At 57.1% G+C, this 22,749-nt stretch carries 20 protein-coding genes; all 20 read left to right on the forward strand.

The features are described 5' to 3' along the window. The first annotated feature begins 3 nt into the window (after nucleotides 1–3). The 20 genes from ROZ00_15390 (at nucleotide 4) to ROZ00_15485 (ending at nucleotide 22,708) form a co-directional block, all read left to right on the forward strand. The gene (locus tag ROZ00_15390; GenBank protein ID MDT3737612.1) at nucleotides 4–573 is read left to right on the forward strand and encodes an acyltransferase; all 570 of its coding nucleotides are present in this window, start codon (nucleotides 4–6) and stop codon (nucleotides 571–573) included. 43 nt (nucleotides 574–616) lie between these two features. Then, on the forward strand, nucleotides 617–1,732 hold the full coding sequence (locus ROZ00_15395; GenBank protein ID MDT3737613.1) for a DegT/DnrJ/EryC1/StrS family aminotransferase: 1,116 nt from the start codon (nucleotides 617–619) through the stop codon (nucleotides 1,730–1,732). Nucleotides 1,733–1,736: 4 nt separating this feature from the next. Further along, nucleotides 1,737–2,816: a UDP-N-acetylglucosamine 2-epimerase (non-hydrolyzing) gene (gene wecB / locus ROZ00_15400; GenBank protein ID MDT3737614.1), complete on the forward strand. Its 1,080-nt coding sequence runs from the start codon at nucleotides 1,737–1,739 to the stop codon at nucleotides 2,814–2,816. A 40-nt stretch (nucleotides 2,817–2,856) separates the two neighbouring features. Next, nucleotides 2,857–3,798 (forward strand): NAD-dependent epimerase/dehydratase family protein, encoded by a 942-nt coding sequence (locus ROZ00_15405; GenBank protein MDT3737615.1) that lies wholly within the window; start codon nucleotides 2,857–2,859, stop codon nucleotides 3,796–3,798. 15 nt (nucleotides 3,799–3,813) lie between these two features. Then, complete coding sequence (locus ROZ00_15410) at nucleotides 3,814–4,746, forward strand: NAD-dependent epimerase/dehydratase family protein (protein ID MDT3737616.1); 933 nt, start codon at nucleotides 3,814–3,816, stop codon at nucleotides 4,744–4,746. 5 nt (nucleotides 4,747–4,751) lie between these two features. Continuing rightward, the gene (locus ROZ00_15415; protein ID MDT3737617.1) at nucleotides 4,752–5,810 is read left to right on the forward strand and encodes an NAD-dependent epimerase/dehydratase family protein; all 1,059 of its coding nucleotides are present in this window, start codon (nucleotides 4,752–4,754) and stop codon (nucleotides 5,808–5,810) included. A gap of 20 nt (nucleotides 5,811–5,830) precedes the next feature. Further along, a complete protein-coding gene (locus ROZ00_15420) occupies nucleotides 5,831–6,640 on the forward strand; it encodes an ABC transporter permease (GenBank protein ID MDT3737618.1) in 810 nt (269 codons plus the stop codon). Continuing rightward, nucleotides 6,633–8,111, forward strand: a complete 1,479-nt coding sequence (locus ROZ00_15425) for a polysaccharide ABC transporter ATP-binding protein (protein MDT3737619.1) — start codon at nucleotides 6,633–6,635, stop codon at nucleotides 8,109–8,111. The genes ROZ00_15420 and ROZ00_15425 overlap by 8 nt, the downstream gene beginning before the upstream one ends. 45 nt (nucleotides 8,112–8,156) lie before the next feature. Next, a complete protein-coding gene (locus ROZ00_15430; protein ID MDT3737620.1) occupies nucleotides 8,157–9,023 on the forward strand; it encodes a class I SAM-dependent methyltransferase in 867 nt (288 codons plus the stop codon). Between the two features lie 82 nt (nucleotides 9,024–9,105). Next, complete coding sequence (locus tag ROZ00_15435; protein MDT3737621.1) at nucleotides 9,106–9,762, forward strand: SGNH/GDSL hydrolase family protein; 657 nt, start codon at nucleotides 9,106–9,108, stop codon at nucleotides 9,760–9,762. Then, nucleotides 9,743–10,510: a class I SAM-dependent methyltransferase gene (locus ROZ00_15440; GenBank protein MDT3737622.1), complete on the forward strand. Its 768-nt coding sequence runs from the start codon at nucleotides 9,743–9,745 to the stop codon at nucleotides 10,508–10,510. The genes ROZ00_15435 and ROZ00_15440 overlap by 20 nt, the downstream gene beginning before the upstream one ends. 28 nt (nucleotides 10,511–10,538) lie before the next feature. Continuing rightward, the gene (locus tag ROZ00_15445; GenBank protein MDT3737623.1) at nucleotides 10,539–12,251 is read left to right on the forward strand and encodes a glycosyltransferase; all 1,713 of its coding nucleotides are present in this window, start codon (nucleotides 10,539–10,541) and stop codon (nucleotides 12,249–12,251) included. Nucleotides 12,252–12,271: 20 nt separating this feature from the next. Beyond that, the gene (asnB, locus tag ROZ00_15450) at nucleotides 12,272–14,176 is read left to right on the forward strand and encodes an asparagine synthase (glutamine-hydrolyzing) (GenBank protein ID MDT3737624.1); all 1,905 of its coding nucleotides are present in this window, start codon (nucleotides 12,272–12,274) and stop codon (nucleotides 14,174–14,176) included. 40 nt (nucleotides 14,177–14,216) lie between these two features. Further along, entirely contained in the window at nucleotides 14,217–15,515 is a 1,299-nt protein-coding gene (locus tag ROZ00_15455; protein MDT3737625.1) for a hypothetical protein, read from the forward strand. Between the two features lie 4 nt (nucleotides 15,516–15,519). Then, a complete protein-coding gene (locus ROZ00_15460) occupies nucleotides 15,520–16,647 on the forward strand; it encodes a glycosyltransferase (protein ID MDT3737626.1) in 1,128 nt (375 codons plus the stop codon). Between the two features lie 20 nt (nucleotides 16,648–16,667). Further along, on the forward strand, nucleotides 16,668–18,677 hold the full coding sequence (gene asnB / locus ROZ00_15465; GenBank protein MDT3737627.1) for an asparagine synthase (glutamine-hydrolyzing): 2,010 nt from the start codon (nucleotides 16,668–16,670) through the stop codon (nucleotides 18,675–18,677). Between the two features lie 4 nt (nucleotides 18,678–18,681). Next, the gene (locus ROZ00_15470) at nucleotides 18,682–19,914 is read left to right on the forward strand and encodes a glycosyltransferase family 4 protein (protein ID MDT3737628.1); all 1,233 of its coding nucleotides are present in this window, start codon (nucleotides 18,682–18,684) and stop codon (nucleotides 19,912–19,914) included. Between the two features lie 5 nt (nucleotides 19,915–19,919). Then, nucleotides 19,920–20,654, forward strand: coding sequence for a glycosyltransferase (locus ROZ00_15475; GenBank protein ID MDT3737629.1), 735 nt, complete (start codon nucleotides 19,920–19,922; stop codon nucleotides 20,652–20,654). Beyond that, nucleotides 20,651–21,763 (forward strand): acyltransferase, encoded by a 1,113-nt coding sequence (locus ROZ00_15480; GenBank protein ID MDT3737630.1) that lies wholly within the window; start codon nucleotides 20,651–20,653, stop codon nucleotides 21,761–21,763. Before ROZ00_15475 ends, ROZ00_15480 begins: the two co-directional genes overlap by 4 nt. After that, on the forward strand, nucleotides 21,764–22,708 hold the full coding sequence (locus tag ROZ00_15485) for an NAD-dependent epimerase/dehydratase family protein (protein MDT3737631.1): 945 nt from the start codon (nucleotides 21,764–21,766) through the stop codon (nucleotides 22,706–22,708). It abuts the gene before it with no gap. The last annotated feature ends 41 nt before the right edge of the window (nucleotides 22,709–22,749 follow it).

A 22,749-nucleotide genomic window follows, 5' to 3' on the forward strand; every position in this document is an offset into this window, starting at 1 on the left:
CCCATGCCCTTCGAAGCCCACCCCACCGCCATCGTCGACCCGGGTGCCCAGATCGGCGAGGGCACCCGCGTCTGGCATTGGGTGCACATCTGTTCCGGCGCCCGCATCGGCGAGCGCTGCTCCTTCGGCCAGAACGTCTTCGTCGGCAACGACGTCGCGATCGGCAACAACGTCAGGGTGCAGAACAACGTCTCCATCTACGATGCCGTCACGCTGGAGGACGACGTCTTCTGCGGGCCGAGCATGGTGTTCACCAACGTCAACAACCCCCGCTCGGCGGTCAGCCGCAAGAACGAATACCGCCGCACCCGCGTCCGGCGCGGCGCCTCCATCGGCGCCAATGCCACCATCGTTTGCGGCCATGAAATCGGCGAATACGCCTTCATCGGCGCCGGCGCGGTCGTCACAAAGGACGTGCCGGCCTACGCCTTGATGGTCGGCACGCCCGCCCGCCGCATCGGCTGGATGTGCCGTTGCGGCGTCCGCCTGCCCAACGCCACAGGGGACACCGCCTGCCCCGAATGCAACACCAAATATCAAATAACACCAACCACCTGCATCCCCGCAAACTGACAACTGCCCACTGATATCTGCCAACTGCCAACTGCCAACTAGAATGCATTTCATCGACCTAAAAGCCCAATACGCCGCCCTCAAGCAGGAGATCGACGCCCGCATCCAGCGCGTCCTCGATCACGGCCAATACATCATGGGCCCCGAGGTGCGTGAGCTCGAAGAGAAGCTGGAAGCCTATACCGGCGCCAGGCACTGCATCACCGTCGCCTCCGGCACCGAGGCCCTGCTGATTTCCCTCATGGCGCTGGGCATCCGCGCCGGCGACGAAGTCATCACCACGCCGTTCACCTTTGTCGCCACGGCGGAGGTCATCGTCCTGCTGGGCGCCAAGCCGGTGTTCGTCGACATCCAGCCGGACACCTGCAACATCGACCCCGCCCTGATCGAGGCCGCGATCACGCCGCGCACCAGGGCCATCATGCCGGTGTCCCTCTACGGCCAGCCGGCCGACATGGACGAGATCAACGCTATCGCCGCGAAGCACGGCCTGCCGGTGATCGAGGATGCCTGCCAAAGCTTCGGCGCCAGCTACAAGGGCCGCAAGAGCTGCAACCTCTCCACCATCGGCTGCACCTCCTTCTTCCCGAGCAAGCCGCTCGGCTGCTACGGCGACGGCGGCGCCATCTTCACCAGCGACGACGCGCTGGCGAAGGCCATGCGCGAAATACGTGTCCACGGCCAGGAAAAGCGTTACTACCACACCCGCGTCGGCGTCGGCGGCCGCATGGACACCCTCCAATGCGCCATCGTCCTCGCCAAGCTTGATCGCTTCGATTGGGAAATAAAACGCCGAATGGAATTAGGCACCCGCTACAACAACCTGATAACTGCCAACTGCAAACTGCCCACTGATAACTGCCAACTGCCCACTGTCCACTCAGACCGAACAAGCGTCTACGCCCAATACACCGTCTTCGTCGACAACCGCGAGCAGGTCCTCGACACCTTCAAGGCCGCCGGCATCCCGACCGCCGTGCATTACCCCGTCCCGCTCCACCGCCAGCCTGCCTACAAGTCGGATGATGCCGGGCTTGTCCATTCGGAGCGGGTTGCCAGTCGGGTGGTGAGCCTGCCGATGGGCCCGGATCTGTCCGAATCCGATCAAGACCGAATCGTTTCCGCGCTGTCTCAGGCGGTCTCGCAAATTGTTTCCTGAATCCATGAAAATCGTAACGATCATCGGCGCGCGTCCGCAGTTCATCAAGGCTGCGGCGATCTCACGGGTCATCCGCGATCACCATGCCGGCAGGATCGAGGAAGTGCTTGTGCATACCGGCCAGCACTACGATGACAACATGTCGAAGGTCTTCTTCGACGAGCTCGACATTCCCCGGCCGCGCTACAACCTGGAGATATCCGGCGGCAATCACGGCGCCATGACGGGCCGCATGCTCGAAGCCGTCGAAAACGTTCTTTTGCAGGAAAAACCCGACTGGGTGCTCATCTACGGGGATACCAACTCCACCCTGGCCGGTGCGCTTGCTGCCGCCAAGCTGCACATGCCCGTTGCCCACGTCGAAGCGGGGCTGCGCTCGTTCAACATGCGGATGCCTGAGGAAATAAACCGCATCCTTGCCGATCGCGTGTCTGCGATGCTCTTCTGCCCGACGGAAACGGCCGTCGCAAATCTTCAGGCCGAAGGCATCACAAAAGGGGTGCATAACGTCGGCGACGTGATGTATGACGTGGCCCTGTTCTATCGCGAAAAGGCCAGATCGCAGAGCAAATGCCTCCAGCAACTGAACCTTCCGGAAGGCGGGTTTGCCCTGGCGACCTGCCATCGCGCGGAAAACACCGACAACCTAGAAAGACTGAGCGGCATTGTTTCGGCATTGGGCAGGATTGCCGAAAGGCTTCCCGTAGTGCTGCCGCTGCATCCCCGCACGCGCAAGTTGCTTGCCGACCACGGCCTGGCCGGCAAGCTGGCCGGCGTCAAGGTCACTGAACCGTTGCCGTTCCTTGACATGGTTGCCCTGGAACAGGCCGCCAGGGTGATCCTCACCGATTCGGGCGGGGTGCAGAAGGAGGCGTTTTTCTATGGCGTTCCATGCATCACCATGCGCGATGAAACCGAGTGGGTGGAAACGGTCAGTACAGGAGCAAACCGGCTGGTCGGCGCTTCGGCTCCCGCCATCCTGGCCGCAACGGATGGCGTGATGAGCAAGGCGCGCATTGCGATTGAAGATAAACCTTATGGCGATGGCGATGCGGCGGGAAAAATTGTTGCGCTGCTAGCTTAAAGATCTATTTCAACTTTTTAATTTGGTGTAGGGGGTAAAAATGAAAGCATTCGTAACCGGCGGCCTCGGTCAAATCGGTTCTCATGTCGTGGAAATGATGCTGGCGCGCGGCGACCAAGTGATCGTCGTCGACAACCTGGCGACTGGCCGGCGCGAGCACCTTGCCGATCACCCAAACCTGACTGTCGTCATCGACAGCATTGCCAACAAGCCGCTGATGGAGCAACTGATCGGCGACATGCGTCCTGATGTGATCATTCATGCAGCGTGTTCCTACAAGGATCCGGATGACTGGTACAACGACACGCTGACCAACTGCGTCGGTGGGTCGCTCATGGTAGACCTCGCCAGGAAATGCGGCGTCAAGCGCTTCATCTACTACCAGACGGCGCTGTGCTACGGCCTCAAGCCGATGCAGCAGCCCATCCGCCTCGATCATCCGCGCAACCCGGCGGGTAGCAGCTACGCGATTTCCAAGACGGCCAACGAGTACTACATCGAGCTTTCGGGAATCGACTTCGTCACCTTCCGGCTGGCCAACGTCATCGGCCCGCGCAACGTGGCCGGCCCGCTGCCGATCTTCTATCAGCGCCTGAAGGACGGTAAAAAGTGCTTCGTCACGAAGTCGCGCCGCGACTTCGTGTTCGTCAAGGATCTTGCCGCCGTTACCGTCAAGGCCTGCGATGGCGTCGGGCATGGCGCCTATCACTTCTCCTCCGGCACGGATGTCGCCATCCAGGAGCTCTACGATGCCGTGGTCGAAGCCATGAATGTGCCGGGCAGGCCCCAGGCGGACGTCAAGGAGCTCGGGCCGGACGACGTCTTCTCGATCCTGCTCGATCCGTCCCGCACCTTCCAGGATTTCGGCAAGATCGAATTCACGCCGCTGCAAACGACGGTTTCCGAAGCAATTGCCTACTACCAGCAGCATGGCACCCTGGGCGAGTACACCCACCTTCGTCTGTTGCAGGACAAAAAATAAGCGAGGCACTCGAGCATGCGTATTCTCATCACCGGCGGTGCGGGCTGCCTGGGCTCCAATCTCATCGAGCACTGGCTGCCGCAAGGCCATGAAATCTTCGTCATCGACAATTTCGTCACCGGCAAGCGTGAAGTCGTTCCCGAAGTGCAGGGGCTCACGGTCAGGGAAGGCAGTATTGCCGATGAGTCGGTGGTCAACGAATGCTTCGCCGCATTCAGGCCGGAGATCGTGGTGCATTCGGCCGCTGCCTATAAAGACCCGGACGACTGGATCGAGGACACCCGCACCAACGTGGCCGGCAGCATCCATGTGGCGCGGGCCGCGAAGGCCAACGGCGTGGAACGCCTGGTCAATTTCCAGACGGCGCTTTGCTATGGCCGGCCGCAGCAACTGCCGATTCCGGCGACCCACCCCACGGCGCCGTTCACCAGCTACGGCATCACCAAGACGGCGGGCGAGCAATTCATGCTGCTCTCGGGTGTGCCGACGCTGACCTTGCGCATCGCCAACGTCACCGGCCCGAGGCTGGCCATTGGCCCGATTCCTACCTTCTACAAGCGCCTCAAGGCCGGGCAAGGCTGCTTCTGTTCGGACACGGCGCGTGATTTCCTCGATATGAGCGATTTTCTTGCCTTCATGGATCTCGCCATCAAGGCGGATGCGCCCGTCGGGACATTCAATATCGCCAGCGGTGAAGCACACTCCATCAAGGAGATATTCGACCTGGTCGCAGAGTATCTCGGCTTGGGTCGCATCGACGTGCCCATCGTCCCGCCCGCCGCGGATGATGTGCCCGTGGTCTCGCTCGATGCATCGGCCACTTTGCAATCCTTCGGCTGGCAGGCCAAGGTTAGTTTTGCCGATACCATCCGCCGGCAGTTGCAGTGGTATGACCAATACGGCATTTCCGACGTTTATTCACACCTGAAGGCTTCGGCCGCTAAGTGAGACCCATGAGCAATACTGATTTTTCGAATTCGCGCGTGCTGGTGGTTGGCGGTGCGGGTTTTGTCGGCAGCAACCTTGTCCACCAGATTCTCGAGCAGAACCCGCGCGAGATCATCATAGTCGATAACCTGCTGTCGTCCGACGTGGCCAACATTCCCGCCGATGCGCGCGCCCGCTTCGTTTTCGGCTCGATCACCGACGACAGGATTCTCGCCGCGCTGCCTGCGGACCTTGACTATGCCTTCCATCTCGCCTGTTACCACGGCAACCAGTCGTCCATCGCCGACCCGATGGCGGATCACGACAACAACACGCTCACTTCCCTGAAGTTGTTCGATCGCCTCAAGAACATCAAGAACATCAAGAAGGTCGTCTATGCCGCCGCCGCTTGCGCCGTCGCCGAGAAGACCTATGACGCGCCGACGGCGACGACTGAGGATCAGCCGGTTACTCTTTACCACGACAGCCCCTACTCGATTTCCAAGATCATCGGCGAGCTCTACGGAAACTACTATTTCCAGCGCTATCAGCTGCCCATCGTCAAGGCCCGGTTTTCTAACGTCTACGGCCCGCGCGAAATCCTCGGGGCAGGGCAATGGCGCGGGACGGTGCATACCGTCTGGCGCAACGTGACACCTACGTTCATCTGGCGCGCGCTGAACGGCGAGGCTTTGCCGCTGGACAATGGCGGCAACACCAGCCGCGACTTCATTTTCGTTGAAGACATGGCGCGCGGCCTGATGGCCTGTGCCTTGAAGGGTGCGGCTGGCGAAGTCTACAACCTGGCTACGGGCCGGGAGACCACCGTCCTGGAATTGGCGACGATTATCAACGAATACACCGGCAACAAGACTCCCCTGGACTTGCGGCCGGCACGGGATTGGGATCGCTCCGGCAAACGCTTCGCTTCCACTGAGAAGGCGCAACGCCAACTCGGATTTGCCGCACAGGTGGAGATGCGCGAAGGACTGCGCCGTACAGTTGAGTGGACCAGAGCGAATGCTGAACTGATTAAATGCAGTATTGCCAAGCACGACAAGCTGATGTCGCAGGTGACCTCTTAACCGATTAAGGACAGCACAGTATGAGTTCGAGTACTGGCGTATTTCGATCTTTAAGTAACCTCACGCGCTATCGTCGTCGCCTGCTGGAGGGCGTGATGTTGGATGTGCGTCAGCAGTACACAGGCTCAGTCTTAGGCATCTTTTGGGCTTTCCTGTTCCCCTTGCTGCAACTCAGTATTTTTGCCGGACTTTATGCCGTTATCTTCAAGGTACGGCCTTCTGGCCTAACCGAATGGCAATATGTCTTGCTGGTCTTCTCCGGGTTGGTACCCTTGTTGGCCTTTAGCGCGATACTTACATCCTCAACTGGTTCGCTCACCGCCAACAAAAACTTACTTCTGAATACCGTATTTCCTGCGGAACTGATTCCGCTACGGTCAGCATTGGCAGCCCACGTACCAGGAGTGTCTGGGCTGGTGATTACACTGATACTGGGGTTTGTACTAGGTCGAACCAGTTGGCAAGCCATCCTATTGGTGCCCGTGTTTTGGCTGTTGCTGGTTATGTTTGCAGTGGGGCTAGGCTGGTTGCTTTCCTTGTTTTCGTTAGTAGCAAAGGACATACAGCACGCATTAGGTCTGATAGTCATGCTGATGATGATCTTGAGCCCGTTTGCCTACACCCCGGAAATGGTGCCATCGGCCATGAAGTTCATCATCTATCTCAATCCCTTGTCCTACTTTGTTCTGGTATTCCAGCAATTGATTGCATACGGTACCTGGCCAGACCTGACGCCGGTGCTGGGCTCGCTTATTCTGGGACTGGGAAGCTTTCTGCTGGGCTACGCCGTATTCCTAAAAGCAAAATTCGTGTTCTTTGACTATGCCTAACGATTACGCGATAAGACTGCGGAACGTATCAAAAATATACAAACTGCATGGCAGCCAACGAGACCAGCTTGTCGACATACTGGGTTTGCATCGCTTTGGCATCAAACCGAGGGTACCTTGCAAGGAATTCATCGCGCTGGATAACATCAACTTGGAAGTGCCACGCGGGCACAGAATAGGAATTGTTGGCCGAAATGGGGCTGGTAAAACCACTCTGCTGAAGTTGCTCTGTGGAAACTTTGCCCCGACCAGTGGCACTGTCGAGGTAAATGGTGAGGTACAGGCACTGATGAATGTCGGCTTGGGTTTCCATCCGGAATACACCGGCCGAGAGAACGTCGAAGCATCTCTTCAGTACAATGGACTGAATCGCAACGAATACCAGCAGGCGATGGATGGCATCATCGAATTCTGCGAACTGGGCGATTTCCTAGATCAGCCGTTCAAAACCTACTCACTGGGAATGCAGGCACGCTTGATGTTCGCGGCGGCTACAGCAATTCGCCCAGATATTTTGATCATTGACGAAGTTCTTGGGGCTGGAGACGCATATTTTGTAGCGAAATCCAAAAAACGAGTTGAGCGATTGATAACGTCTGGGTGCACCATGCTCCTGGTTTCGCATTCCATGCAACAGGTGCTTGAGCTATGTGATGAGGCTATCTGGCTTGATGAAGGTTGTTTGCGCATGAGAGGCGAGGCATTTCTCGTTGTTAAGGCTTATGAGGAGTACTTGCATGGCCCTATCATAAGAGCAATGGGTGATGTCACAGCAGCGAAACAGAAAAATACCAACGATTCATCCGCAGCTAATATCAATACCCCAACTGAGCCCTTCCAATCGGTTATTGCTCGATCAATTAAACTACCTAAGGAAGTCTTTTTAAACGCACCAGGATTTCTCCCGCACGCGGAAACACCTAGTTTTCCCGTTGTAAATATCGGCAATCAATTCGATTTTGTGGCTCCTGGTGGAGTCTCCCGGTGGGAATCCGAACCTGGCTTGAAAGTATGCGGATTTACGGTGGTTACCGAAAGAGGGCGTACGAATCAATTGGTTGCCCTGAGGCCCGCTAAAGTTATTATTTCCGTTTTGGCCGAGAGGGGAGGTAGTTATCACTGCCGCTATGGAATAGCTATTGATAATCACCTTGGTGCCGGGGTTGCGCGAATTTTCAGCCCACCCGATCAGTTTGAAATTACACAAGGTGAACATCGGCAGATAGAAATAATATTGAACCCAGTTCAAATTGGGCCCGGGGACTACACCATCGGTATAAGCATTTTAGACAACACGCCATTAGAACAACTAAATACTGCGTGTCGATATGATTTGTTAAGCAGAAGCTTTTCTATCAGCATTGAAATGCCGGACTCTCTGTCAATTTTGGGGGGGGCGTTTATCCCCTCAGCTGAATGGTGCTTCGAGCCGACACATGAACAACGTCAGCACCTAGACACTAACCAATGACCAAGGTAGCAATCAATGCGACTATGCCCAAATTGCCGGAATGAATTGCGAGCCCCAGGTGTTTCTTGCGAGGCTTGCGGTTGGGAGCCACAACAACATGACGGCATACCGGTTTATCTATCAAATTCCGATCAAAGCGACAGTTCATTTGTTGATTATGTAAGCAACTATAAAAATCTGTCGGAGGGAGATCTACAACAGGAAATTGTTGACGGCGCGTACTTAAATAATCAAGCAGCGAAGTTAATTACATATTTAGGAGCAGATGGCTATGCATCTATTCTCGAGGTTGGTGTTGGTCAGGGATTTTTGCTTAGAAAGCTTAAGGAAAAATACGATTCTGCCAATATCACGGCAGTTGATATCTCAATCCCGTTCTTAAAATACGTCAAATCCACTGTGGATGTGGAGTGCATGGCGGCGAATGCTGAGAATCTTCCGTTTAAGGAAGAGTTTGATCTGGTTGTCGCATCGGACATTCTTGAACACGTTATCAATCCGATTGATTTCTTATTAAGTGTGAATATCGCGCTCAAACCTGATGGGCTAATGGCGTTGCGAGTCCCTTTTGAAGACAACATGCTTCAGTACTCTAAGCTGTTGGGATGCAAATACAAGTTTGCACACTTGCGGAATTTCTCAAAACGCAATCTCTCGCTTATTTTGAACCAAGCGGGTTTTCAGATCGAACGCATTCATTATGACGGGTACTACTTCTATCGCAGAAGATCTCCATTTAAGGAAGGAATCGGAAAGAGAAAGCTAGCGGCGCTGCTTAAAAGGTATTACCCAAGCGAAAGCGACGTGAGCAAAATCCCAAATTGGATAGGAAGGGCGGTGATGAAGCCATTAGAGATTGTTGTGATCGCTAGAAAAAGAAGAATAATCACTTCAATGAACGATGCTTCATGACGCTGTTATTTTGTGTTCGAATCAATAAGGTAGGTAACGAGGGGGTGTAGCTGTGCAAATAGAGCCGATTACGATTGTATTCATGGGAGATTCCATTACAGAAGGGCAATATGTTCACCATTCTCAAAGGTGGACAGAGCGGGTTACACGTGAGATACGTACCTTCGCATCAGACCTGATCGACACGGACCAGCTTCACTTTTTCAACCGGGGGATTTCTGGTGAAACTACCCGGCAAGGACTAGAGCGTTTCCCTCGAGACGTGCAGGTATTGCAGCCTAATGTAATGACTCTTCAATTCGGCTTGAACGACTGTAATTGCTGGGACACAGACCGCGGGCTACCCAGAGTATCTGAGGCGGCATATAGAGCGAACTTGTTAGAAATGATCGCCCGCGCACGGGCATTTGGTGCGGCGCATATTATCTTGTCCACAAATCACCCAACACTTCGTCACCGGAAACTGATTTGCGGACAGACGTTGGAGGAGCGGCGTGTCCAATACAACGAAATCGTTAGGGAAGTAGCTAAGGAGGCAAATGTCATCCTATGTGATATTGAAAAGGCGTTTGCAAACGTTGATAGAGACCAGTTGAGCACCATGCTACTGCCTGAGCCTGACGTGTTGCATTTAAGCCAACTAGGTCACGAGAAATATGCCTCTGCAATATTCGTGTATATTGTTGAGGCGGTTAAGCAAGTAATTAAGGAGAAGAGAAATGGCAAAAAGTTCGACTGATTTTCACTGGAACGAAAGAGCGGTGCGGGAAGCCAATGCTGAACTAGTGAACATTGCCGACGTATCACAGCGCGAATTGGAAACTGAATTTTTACTTCAGCATGTAAAGAGTACTGACCGGGTACTCGAGGTAGGTTGTGGCAATGGATTTTTGACCAACATACTCCGCGAAAACGTGGCCTATGTAGATGGTTTCGATTACGCAGAAAACATGATTGTTCAAGCTAAGAACAAGTATGGCGAAAAGAACAATCGATTTTTCCACGACAATGTATTGGAGCCCAAGTTCTGGCAAGGACCTTATGACGCTATTGTATGCGTTCGTGTGCTTATCAATCTCCGTGATTTTGAGGAGCAGAAAGCTGCGCTCAACAATATGCGTAAAGCCTTGAAGCCTGGCGGCCGCCTATTGCTTGTGGAGGGTTACATTGACGGTTTTGAAGAGTTAAATAGGCTGCGTAGAAAATCGGGTATTGACCCGCTTGCTCCAGCCAAGATTAACTATTACAGCCGCTTGGGAGAAATGAAGGTTTTCTTAGAGCAGAACTTCGAGTTTCAGGACGAATTTCATACTGGCTGTTTCGATTTCCTAACTAGGGCTGTCTACCCCTCTCTTGTAGGCGCGTCAAACGCTACCGGACACAGTGATTTTCATAGCAAGGTCTTGCCTGTTGTGAAAGCTTTCAACCCGGATCAATTTTCGCATCTGGCGCGACTTTGGGGTTTCAAGCTGATCAGGCTGCCCTGACCGGAATATCTTTGTCGGAGAAGAGAAGTTGGGTGGCCAATCGAAAAAGAAAGTATTGCTTCTATGCAATTACTATCCGGGTGCTGCAGGGACGATTTTCGATCACATTTTTGCGTTCCCCAACCACTCTGAGAACGATTACTACATACTTTCCATACTTGGAAATTTGCCGAAGTGGTTGGATCTGTCTCGATTTGACGCATTGGTATTTCATTACAGCCTTATTGCTTCCTACGACAACTACATTTCACCGGCCGATCGACTTCGTATTCGAGAATTTGCGGGGTTTAAGGCAGCGTTTGTGCAAGACGATTACCGATGGATTAACGATACCGTGAACGCGTTTGCCTATATGGGCATTCACGCACTCTTTCCTCTAACAGGACCTGAAATTATCGATCAGGTCTATAGCCCAACGAAATTGCCGGGAGTTCGAAAGACGACAGTCTTGGCAGGCTACGTGCCACAGGACTTAGTGAACATTACTGTTAAACCATACACTGAGAGAAATCTAGATGTGGGGTATCGGGCGCGGAAGTTGCCTGCCTGGATGGGATCACACACACTGCAAAAATGGCAAATCGCTGAGAAATTTCTTGCGGACGCGCCGCAGTATGGGCTTAAGGTGGATATTTCTTGTAGCGAAGAAGACCGCATTTATGGAGATCACTGGATTGAATTTCTTACGAACTGTAAAGCCACTCTAGGTACAGAAAGCGGAGCGAGCGTCTGTGATTTTACAGGGGACATACAGCGGAATGTTGAAGCACATCTTAGCCGGCACCCTAATGAGAGTTTCGACAGACTTCATGATCTGTACTTTAAAGACGAAGACGGCAAGATCATGATGAACGTGATCTCCCCTCGTTGTTTTGAAGCGGCAGCATTACGAACACTCATGATTCTGTATGAGGGGCACTATTCAGGTGTGCTTACGCCTTGGCGTCATTATGTTCCGCTTAAGCGAGATCATTCAAACATGGATGAGGTGGTCCGCATCCTACGCTCTCCAGAAGCTGCAGGCGAAATTATCCAGCAAGCCTACGAGGAAGTGGCAAAAAACGAGAAGTATTCATATAGGGCCATGGTCCAGCTTGTAGATCGGATTATGCAGGAGGAGTGGCGTCCCTCCTTTGTGGCAGCAAAGAATGCCTACCTGGACGAAGAGTTTGAATGGCTAAAAGCCCACTTTCCAGCGATTCAAAGCTGGAATACACAAAAATTTCATGATCACTCGTTCTTCTTTTCAGCAAAGAGAGCTAACCGTCCAACCATAAAAGGCCCAGAGCTTGACGCCAATGCTAGTGGTATCGAGTTTGTTTTAGAGCGAACCATTAAGGTTGAAGGTGTGGCTATTCGCTGGGATACAGAATGTGCGCCTCCCCCGAAGATTTTTGAAATCGTTGGCTTAAAGGAGGGGCAGATTGCGAAGCAATGGACTCAGGAAAATTTAAGTAGAAAGGCCTTCCAACAGATTGATTGCTCCCTAGAAGATATATCCATTGACACGCTTCAAGTTCTGATTCGGAAATCTGACGAACCGAGCGCTGTGCTCGAAATAGTTGTGATGGGCGCAGATTCATGCGTAACAGCACGGGTGCTCAAACAAAACAGCATGCGCTTTGTTTATTTCCTTCAATTTATTTGGAGCAAGCTGCCGGATCAGGTGCGAAAAGTGTTGCGCCCTGTAGCACAACGAATACGTACTATTCTAGAGTTTGGCAGCTTACGGCGGCCATAGTTGAATAGTAAGGCAGATATATGTGTGGAATTTTCGGCTTTGTCCTAAACCAACCTCGCTTAATACAAACATCTACGAGCGAGTTGGGAAGGGGAATGACCCTTCTCCGTCACCGGGGCCCCGATGGTGCAGGTACCTGGGTGTCTGGAAATGGCCAGATAGGGCTGGGGCATGTGCGATTGTCAATCATCGATTTGGAGGCTGGAGCGCAGCCAATGAAAAGCGATGATGGGCGATTTACCATCATCTATAACGGTGAAATCTACAATTACATAGAGCTACGTGAAGAACTTGGGTTACAAGCATTCCGCACACATTCTGATACTGAGGTAATTCTCCGAGCATTTCAAAAGTGGGGAACTGATTGCGTCAGTCGATTGCGCGGAATGTTTGCGATTGCGATCTGGGATGACGTTGAAAAGAAATTGTTCTTGGCGCGAGATCGTTTTGGCATCAAACCCCTATATTGGGCCAAGTCATCATCAGGTCTATATTTTGCTTCAGAGTTGAAGGCCATATTACCTTTTCTTGATCGTCGCGAGATAAATAAGGCTGCTCTTTCCGACTACTTTACCTTCCAATTCTGCCTTGGCGAGAAGAATCTAATGGATGGAGTCTGGCAACTGCCACCAGCCCATCTCGTGCAGTGCAGACCAGGAGAAACACCACGGCCGAAGCGTTACTGGGAAGTTCATTACGAGATCGATTACGACCACACGGAAAAATGGTTTACAGAGCGGTTGGTCGATTTGCTGGAAGATTCTGTGCGCGTTCATCTGCGCGCTGATGTCGAAGTTGGTAGTTATGTCAGCGGCGGTGTTGATTCAAGTTTGCTTGCTGTATTGGCGCGCGATGTAAGGCCCGGAACGCGTTTTCAAATTTTCAACGGGCGCTTTACAGAGGGTTTGAATTTCGATGAGTCGCGTTATGCACAGGCTCTTGCTGATGAGCGCGATATGCAATTGCATGTCGCGGATATTGGCGAGCAGGACTTTGTTGATTATATAGCCAAGGTCATCTGGCATCTGGATCAGCCGACTGCCGGCCCAGGATCCTTTCCCCAGTACATGGTTTCGAAGCGGGTTGGCGAACGCATCAAGGTCGTGCTGGGCGGACAGGGCGGCGATGAGATTTTCGGGGGATATGCGCGCTACCTTGTGGCGTACTTCGAACAGTGCATCAAGGGTGCTATCGAAGGCACTCTGCACAGCGGCAATTATCTGGTGACCTATGAATCGATCATTCCCAATCTGGAAACATTGCGCCAATACAAGCCGATGCTGCGCGAATTTTGGGCGAAAGGATTATTTGGAGAGCGTGACGAGCGTTATTGGCGTCTTGTTAACCGCGCTAATACCTTTGGAGGGATACTGACAACAGACGTCCTCGATCAGACAAATACCTTTGAGGAATTCAAAGAGATTTATTGGGGTAGTAACGTTGGTAGTGAGTCATATTTTGATTCAATGACGCATTTTGATTTCAAAACGCTCCTGCCGGCACTTCTCCAAGTGGAAGACCGAATGAGCATGGCCCACGGGGTTGAGGCGAGAGTGCCGTTCCTTGATCATCCGCTCGTGGAGTTTGCTGCAACTATTCCAGCAGATATTAAGTTTAAGAACGGTGAGTTGAAACGGCTACTCAGATCGGTATTTTCGCCGAAGTTGCCGACAGTAATTAGAGACCGAAAAGACAAGATGGGGTTCCCAGTACCATTGAATCTCTGGTTGAAGCGCGGAGGTCTTGCGCGTGATTTTATCGGGGACTTATTGGGGACAAGCCAAGCACAGACGAGACCGTACTTACGAGAAAAAATCCCGCTGGATGCGGTACTTGATTCACAAAGTGATTATGGCAGAAATCTGTGGGCACTCATAAGCTTGGAGCTTTGGCATCGTCATTTCATTGATGCTAGCCAAGCGTAAAAAGTTAAGTGGCGTGCTTGGCTGACAACTAATGGATCGGTTGAATATCCTCGTTCTGCACGGACTGGGAAATCCATCTAACACTGCAGATTTTTTGTCGAGACACGTCTATTGCCTTTCCAGAAATTTACCAAGACATAATTACATCTACCATGACGTTGCGCTTGAGCTGCCCGAATATGTAAAAACTGTGGCGTTTCACGCCATTATTTTGGATGTCACTTTTCTTTGGCATCGTTGGTCGCTACCAAAACGCTTCCAGCGGCTGAAGTCTGCCTATGACTTCGTACGGCAATCCAATGCCGTCAAAATTGCGCTACCCCAGGACGAATACGACTGCAACGAACTGCTCGATGAGTGGATGTGTGAATGGGGGGTGGATGTCGTCGTTTCGGTGGTCGCGAAGCACTGGGATGTGCTTTTTCCTAAGTACAGCAAGATCGGAAGAGTTGTTCTTGGCTACACAGGCTATGTCGATGAATCGTTGCTGAGCTTCGAATTGAAGCCCTGGCTGGAAAGACGCATCGACATAGGCTATCGCGCCAAGAAGCTTCCGCCATATTTCGGCCGGTTGGGTGAGACGAAATGGAGAATCGGGCCTGCCGTTGAGGCCGCTGCTCGCCCGCATGGCTTTGTAACGGATATCGTACTGGGCGATCAGGGGACGTTGCTGGGAAGGAAATGGTTGGATTTCATCAACGACAGCAAGTTTACGCTCGGAGCGAACAGCGGCAGCAGTCTCCTGGATCCGCGGGGTGAAATTCAACGGGGAATCCGGGCATATCTCAAGGAACACCCGGCCGCCACCTTCGAGGAAATTGAGGAGAAGTTCTTCAAGGGGCTCGACGGGAAATACGAGTTCACGGCGATCTCTCCGCGCGTGCTTGAGGCCGCAGTGTTGAACAGCTGCCAAATCCTGGTGGAAGGCGATTACAGCGGCATCGTTCGTCCGTGGGAACACTACATTCCGATTCGTGCCGATGCTTCTGACTTCGATAATGTCGCTGCAGCCATGCGCGACCACGGATTGGTCGGGCAACTGACGGCAAACTGCCGGGCAACCATTCTGGACACGAAGGAGTTGCGATATTCGGCAAAAGCCGAGCGCCTGGTTGGTCTGATAACCGAATGCCTAGGACGGAAAAACGTCCATTCGCCTGCGGCACCCGTCGAAGCAGCCATCAGGAAATATCAGGAAGAGATGCCGCGAAAATATGCCAGGAAGTGGCGGGCCCAGGCCATCAGGCAGAACGTCCGGCAGGCCCTGGACGGCCACCCGATCGCCCTGCGTGCTGCAAAGGCCGGGCTGGGACTGATTCGCAGGCTTCGCCCTCACTGACGACATGCGGCGGCTGCTGATCATATCGTTTTCGACGATTGAGACCGACCCGAGAGTTCGTCGTCAGCTGGCGCTCCTGAAGGACGAGTTCGAACTGGTAGTGGCGGGGTTCGGCCGCCTGCAGATGGCCGGTGTTTCCATGGCGATGTTGCCGGAGGACGGGCGATCTTTTGTGCACAAGGCGGCCAAGGCAATCCAGCTTCTTTCCGGAGCCTTCACCTTTCATTATTGGAAACGTCCGGCCGCCATTGCGGCACGCGACAAGTTCTCCAGCGAGAAATTCGACTTGGTATTGGCCAACGACGTAGAGGCGCTGCCGGTTGCGTTGGAAATTGCCAAGGGTGCCCCGGTCATTCTGGATGCACATGAATACTCGCCGAGGGAGATGGAAGGATGGAAATGGCGTTTGTTCTTCCAGCGCTACAAGTCCTGGTTATGCCGCAAGTATCTGTCGCGCGCCAATGCGGTCTGCACCGTTTCCCGGGGAATCGCAGACGAGTACGAACGCAATTTCAGTGTTCGTTGCTCGATAGTGATGAATGCGGCCGAATATCGGGATCTGCAGCCATCCGAGGTGCAGGAGGGACGGATTCGCCTGATCCACCATGGCGGGATAAATCGATCGCGACAGATCGAGCTGATGATCGATCTGATGGATTTCCTGGACGAACGATTCACCCTCGATCTGATGCTGGTGAGCACCGATGCGAAATATTTCGGGGAGCTGCGCGAGCGGGCAGGCCGCAACCCGCGCATACGCTTTGTCGAACCGGTGCCTTTGCAGGAAATTCCGTCGGTGCTGAATCGGTACGACATCGGCGTATACCTTCTGCCATTCAGCAACTTCAACAACATGCATGCCTTGCCGAACAAGTTTTTCGAGTTCGTTCAGGGGCGGCTGGGCATTGCCATCGGGCCGAGCCCGGAGATGGCCCGTCTGGTTTCGGACCATGGCCTGGGCCTGGTGGCCGAGGACTTTTCCCCGGCCACCCTGGCAAAACTGCTCAATGGGCTCACCACGGAACAAGTCCGGCGGTTCAAGGACAATGCCCATCGCGCAGCGCGTCAGCTATCGTCGCAGGAGTCGGGAGAGGAACTCCTGCGAATGATTCGTGGGGCGCTGAAATCCTAATGTCCTTGCGATAACCAATCATGTGTGGAATCGCCGCTCTTTTCGGAATCGGGGACCAGCCGTCGCCTTCAATCCAGGCGATGCTGGACACGATCCGGCATCGCGGCCCGGACGACGAGGGATGGGCGGCTTTCGAGGGAGCGAACCTGGCCGCTTCGTGCGGCGGCGGCACGGACACGCCGGCGGCGTGCTACGCGGCGTCCTTGCCCTACGCGCCGGTGTCGGGCGCGACCGTGCCGCAAGGCGCGCGCGCCGTGCTCGGCCACCGGCGCCTGTCGATTCTCGATGTCTCGCCGGGCGGGCACCAGCCGATGTCTTATCGGGACGGACGCTACTGGATCGTGTTCAACGGCGAGATATACAACCATCTCGAGTTGCGGCGTGAGCTCGAGTCGTCGGGGCATCGCTTTGTCTCCCGGTCCGACACGGAAGTCCTGCTGGCGTCCTATGCGGAATGGGGGCAGGCGTGCCTGGAGCGGCTCGATGGCATGTTTGCCTTCGTGCTGGTCGATCGCGTCGAGGCGACGCTCTTCGCCGCGCGCGACCGCTTCGGCATCAAGCCGCTGTATTACTGGGCGGCGCCGGATCGCATTGTGGCGTTCGCGTCGGAGATCAAGCAGTTCTCCGTGCTGCCGGGCTGGCGGGCGGTGCTCAACGGCCAGCGCGCCTACGATTTCCTGGCCTGGGGAATCCTCGACCATACCGACGAGACGATGTTCCGCGGCGTTTATCAGCTGCGCCCGGGGACATCGGTGCGGCTCGATTTGCGGCGACCGTTGGCTGTCGAGCCGGCGGGACGGCTGGCGTCACACGAGTGGTACCGGCTTGCCGGCAGCCCTTTCGCGGGCGGCCTGGCGGAGGCCGCGGCGCGCTTCCGGGAACGCTTCGAGTCTTCCGTCCGGGCGCACCTGCGGGCGGACGTGCCCGTCGGCTCGTGCCTGTCGGGCGGCCTCGATTCGTCCTCCATCGTGTGCGCCATGAACGACCTGCTGCGAGGGGAGGGCGTGCAGGAGCGGCAGCACGCCTTTTCGTCGTGCTCGGCCATTCCGCGCTTCGACGAGCGCGAGTATGTGGAGGAAGTCGTCAGGCACACCGGCATCGAGGCGCATTACGTTTACCCCGATCTCGGCCGCCTGTTCGACGAGCTCGACCGCATCACCTGGCATCAGGACGAGCCGTTCGGCTCGACGAGCATCTTCGCGCAGTGGTCGGTGTTCGCCCTCGCGGCGGACAATGGGGTGAAGGTCATGCTCGACGGGCAGGGAGCGGACGAGCAGCTTGCGGGGTATCAGGGCTACCACGGCGCCTTGTACGCCAGCCTGTTCCGGCAGTTGCGCTGGATCGAGCTCTGGCGGGAAATACGCGCCGCCAGGCAGGTGCATGGCCACGGCCCGCTGTGGGCGATCAAGTATCTGGCCGACGCCCTGCTGCCGGCGGCGCTGCGCTATCCTCTGCGGGCGATGGTCGGAAAGGAGACGGCTGCGCCGGCCTGGCTCGATCTGCAGCGGCTGGGGGCGGCGCCGTGCGATCCGATGCGTGGCGAGACGGGAGCTTCGATGTCGATCGGCGAGCTCTCCTACCGCCAGCTGACGCGCAGCAACCTGCAGATGCTTTTGCATTGGGAGGATCGCGATTCCATGGCGCATTCCATCGAGGCGCGGGTGCCGTTCCTCGACCACAAACTGGTGGAGTTCGTGCTGGGCCTGCCCGATGCCTGCAAGATCCATCGGGGGGTGACCAAGCGGGTTCTGCGCGAGGGCCTGCGCGGCGTGCTGCCGGAGACAATTCGCACCAGGATGAGCAAGCTGGGTTTCGTGACGCCGGAGGAGCACTGGATGCGCGAGGAGGCGCCGGAGGCATTCCGGCAGGCGGTCGGGGAGGCGGTGGCCGCGTCGCAGGGAGTGCTGCGGCCGGAGGCGCTGCGGCTTGCCGACGACGTGATCGCCGGCAGACGCCCTTTCGACTTCACGGTCTGGCGCATGATCAGCTTTGCCGCCTGGGTGAAGCGGTTCCAGGTGGCGCTGGCTTGACCGAATGAGCTTGCCGCAAGCTCACACGGATAAGCCGATCACGGTGCTCTACGTGCACCACGCCGCGCCGTTCGGCGGCGCATCCCGTAGCCTGCTGGAACTGATCCGGAGTTTTCCGGCAGGCGCCGTGCTGCCCCGCGTGCTGACGCGAAGCGGGCAGTTCCAGGAAATCCTCGAGGCTGCGGGCGTAGCGGTGCTGGGCTGCGGGGGCGTGTCCCAGTTTGACAACACGCGCTACAGCCATTACCGGGGCTGGCGCTGGCTGGTCCTGCTGCGCGAACTGGCCTATCTGCCGACGACGCTGCGCGGCCTGCTGGCGGCGAAGCGGAAATGGGGCCGCGTCGACCTGGTGCACATCAACGATTTGACGCTGCTGCCGGCGATCTGGCTGGCGCGGCGCCTGTTCGGCTGTCCGGTGATCGTGCATGTCCGCTCGGTGCAGCAGCCGCTGCGGGGCTGGCGCGGCCGGCTGGTCTCTGCGGTGCTGCGCAACAATGCGGCGCGGCTGATCGCCATCGACGAAACGGTCAAGGCCAGCCTCGATCCGTCGCTGGATACGGTGGTGATCCACAACGGCCTGCGCGTCACGCGGGGCGAACAGTCTGCCGCTGCGGCGCATGACAGGTTCACCGTCGGCATGGTGGGCGGGCTGTCCCGCGCCAAGGGCTGTCTGGAGTTCGTCGAGGCGGCCGCGCTGTGCCGGGCGCAGGGGGCGGACATCCGCTTTGTTTTCGTCGGCCAGAGCATGCGCCGCCGCTCGCCCTTGAGGGACTTCGTGTTGCGGCGGCTCGGGCTGTCGCAGGAGATCGAAGAGGAGCTGAAGGCGCGGATCGAAGCCCTGGCGCTGTCGGACGCGGTCGAGTTCTGGCCGTTCACGACGGATCTGGCGAGCGTTTACCGCCGCTTCGACGTGGTGTGCTTCCCGAGCCATTTCGATGCGCCGGGACGCCCGATATTCGAGGCGGCGTTCTTCGGCGTGCCGAGCATCGCAGCCGTGTCGAAGCCCATGGGCGACACCATCGTCGACGGCGTGACGGGATTGGCCGTGCGTCCGCGCGAGCCGCGCCAGCTGGCGGAGGCGATCCTGTCCCTCTACGCCAACCCGGAGAAGCGGGCCGAGCTGGGCCGCAATGCGGCGCAGCTGGCAGAGACGCATTTCGATGCGGACGGCAATGCCCTGCGGGTCCTCGGCGTCTATCGGGAGGCGGTGCTTGCCGCTGCGGGAGGACGGCCTTGATTGCGGTGTCCATCGTCAGCCACGGCCACGGCCGCATGATCGATGCGCTGCTGGGCGACCTGGCCGGCTGCCCGGAAGTGACGCGCGTGATCCTGACGATCAACGTGCCCGAGCAGGAGCCGGTGGTTCCGGTCGCGCTGTCCGACCGCATCGTCGTGCTGCGCAACGCGGCGCCGAAGGGCTTCGGCGCCAACCACAATGCGGCCTTCGCGCACTGCGACGCGCCGTATTACTGCGTCCTGAATCCGGACGTGCGGCTCGACGCGAATCCCTTTCCGGCACTGCTCGGCTGCCTGAAGGACGGCGTCGCCTTGTGCGCGCCGGCGGTGACGAGCCCGGCCGGCGAGATCGAGGACAGCGCTCGGCATTTCCCCGGCTTTCTCGGCCTGTTCGCCAAACTGCTGGGCGTCGCGGACGGGCGCTACCGATACGCGAGAAGCGATCCGCCTTTCCATCCCGACTGGGTGGCGGGGATGTTCATGCTGTTCGTCGCGGCGGACTATGCAGCGTTGGGCGGTTTCGACGAGGACTACTTCCTCTATTACGAGGACGTGGACCTGTGCATCCGTCTGTGGAACGCGGGACGCAAGATCGTGCTCTGCCCGCAGGCCGCGGCGGTGCATGCGGCGCAGCGCGCCAGCCACCGCAACCTGCGCCATCTGGCCTGGCACCTCGGCAGCATGGCGCGCTATTTCATCCGGCATTGGGGCAGGCTGCCGGCGGCCGGGGCGCGAAGGTGACGGAGCCGGACGTGTCGCATCCGGAGCAATGGCTGGCGAGGAACAACTTCGACCTGCTGCGCCTGCTGTTCGCCGGCACCGTCTGCCTGGTGCATGCCTACGAGCTCTCCGGCTTCCGCGAGCTGGCGTGGATCGCCTCTTTCCTGTCGACGGCCGTGGCGGTGAAGGCCTTCTTCGTGGTCAGCGGCTTCCTGATTTTCATGAGCCACGAGCGCTCGACGTCGCTCGGCGCCTACGCGGGCAAGCGCGTCCGGCGCATCTATCCGGCGTATTTGACGGTGGTGATGCTGTGCGCACTCGGTCTGGCGTTCGCCAGCGCGCGCCCGCTCGCGGAGTATTTCTCGCCCGCCTGGTTCAAGTACGTTCTGGCCAACCTCGTTTTCCTGAACTTCCTGCAGCCGACCCTGCCAGGCGTCTTCGAGGCGAACCACATGTCTGCGGTCAACGGCGCGCTGTGGACCCTCAAGATCGAGGTCATGTTCTACGTTTCGGTGCCGGTGTTCGCTTACCTGTTCCGCAAGGTGCCCCGTCTTCCGGCGCTGCTGTTTGTCTACATCGCCTCGGTGGCCTATTTCGCCTTGCTGACGGCGGCGGCGGAGCGCACGGGCAGCGGGCTCTACCACGAACTCGCGCGGCAGCTGCCGGGGCAGCTTTCCTACTTCATGTCCGGCGCCTTCCTCTATTACTACCTGCCGTTCTTCGTCCGCCACAAGGCTTACTTTCTGGCGGCGGCGGTTGCGGTGCTGGCGGTCGACCGGATTGTCCCGTTGCCGGCGTTCGAGCCCTTCGCCCTGGCGGTCGTCGTGGTGTTTTTCGGACTGTTCCCCTATGTCGGGAATTTCGGCAAGCACGGCGATTTTTCCTACGGCGTCTACATTCTGCATTTCCCGATCATCCAGCTGTTCGTGCAGGCGGGCTGGTTCGGCGGCAGCCCCGGACTGTTCCTGTCGGCGGTGGTCGTCGCCGTCGCGGCCGGCGCGGTGCTGATGTGGCATGGGGTGGAAAAACGTTTCCTCTTCCGCAGCAGCCACTACATTGCGGCAAGCGCTGAAAAAGTCAGTCGCGGCGGGACGGCGCACACAGCGCTTTCCGGCCGCAAGGAGGCTTGAATGCCGGCATTGGTCACGGGTGCGAGCGGGTTCGTCGGCGGCCGACTGACGGAGGCACTCAGCCGTGAGGGGAATGTCCGGGCGCTGGTCCGCCGCGCCGGCGCGATACCGGGCGCAGCCGTGGGAGACCTGCTCGATCCGGCATCGCTGCGGGTGGCCTGCGAGGGCGTCGAGAGCATCTTCCATTGCGCCGGCTACGCCCACGCCTTCTCTTCATCGGATCCCGACGCACACCGGCGCATCAATTTCGAGGGCACGCGCAACCTGCTCATGGCCGCGGGCGAGGCGGGGGTGCGCCGCTTCGTGTTCCTGTCCAGCGTCAAGGCGATGGCGGAACCTGGCGACGCCTGCGTCGATGAGGACTGGCCCGGCGAGCCGGACACGCCCTATGGCCGCGCCAAGCGCGCAGCCGAAGAGGCGGTGCTGGAGGCGGGCGCGAAGTACGGCATGCACGTGGTGAATCTGCGGCTGGCGATGGTGTATGGCCGAGGAGGACGAGGCAATCTGGAGCGCATGGCGCGCGGCATTCGTGCCGGCTGGTTCCCGCCGCTGCCGGAGACAGGCAACCGCCGCTCGTTGGTGCATGTGGGCGATGTGGTGGCGGCCATGCGCCTGGTTGCGCAGGCGCCGGCGGCGAACGGGCGCACCTACATCGTGGCCGACCCGAGGGCGTATTCGGGGCGCGAGATCTACGATGCGATTCGCCGCGCGCTTGGAAAGCCGCCCGCGCGCTGGCAGGTGTCGGCAGTCCTTTTGCGTTCTGGCGGATGGCTGGGCGATGGCCTGGGAAAACTCGCCGGCCGGACATTGCCCTTGAATTCGGAAGTGACGGATCGGCTGCTCGGGTCGGCCTGCTACTCGCCGGCCCGCATCGACCGGGAGCTCGGCTGGCATGCTGGCATCGGCCTCGCGGAGGGCGTGCGGGAGATGCTGGGGATTGGTTAGTGCAGATGTCGGGCTGAATCCCGCCCATTTACGCCCATTTC

This window comes from Denitratisoma sp. (genome assembly GCA_032027165.1).
Lineage (GTDB): Bacteria > Pseudomonadota > Gammaproteobacteria > Burkholderiales > Rhodocyclaceae > Desulfobacillus.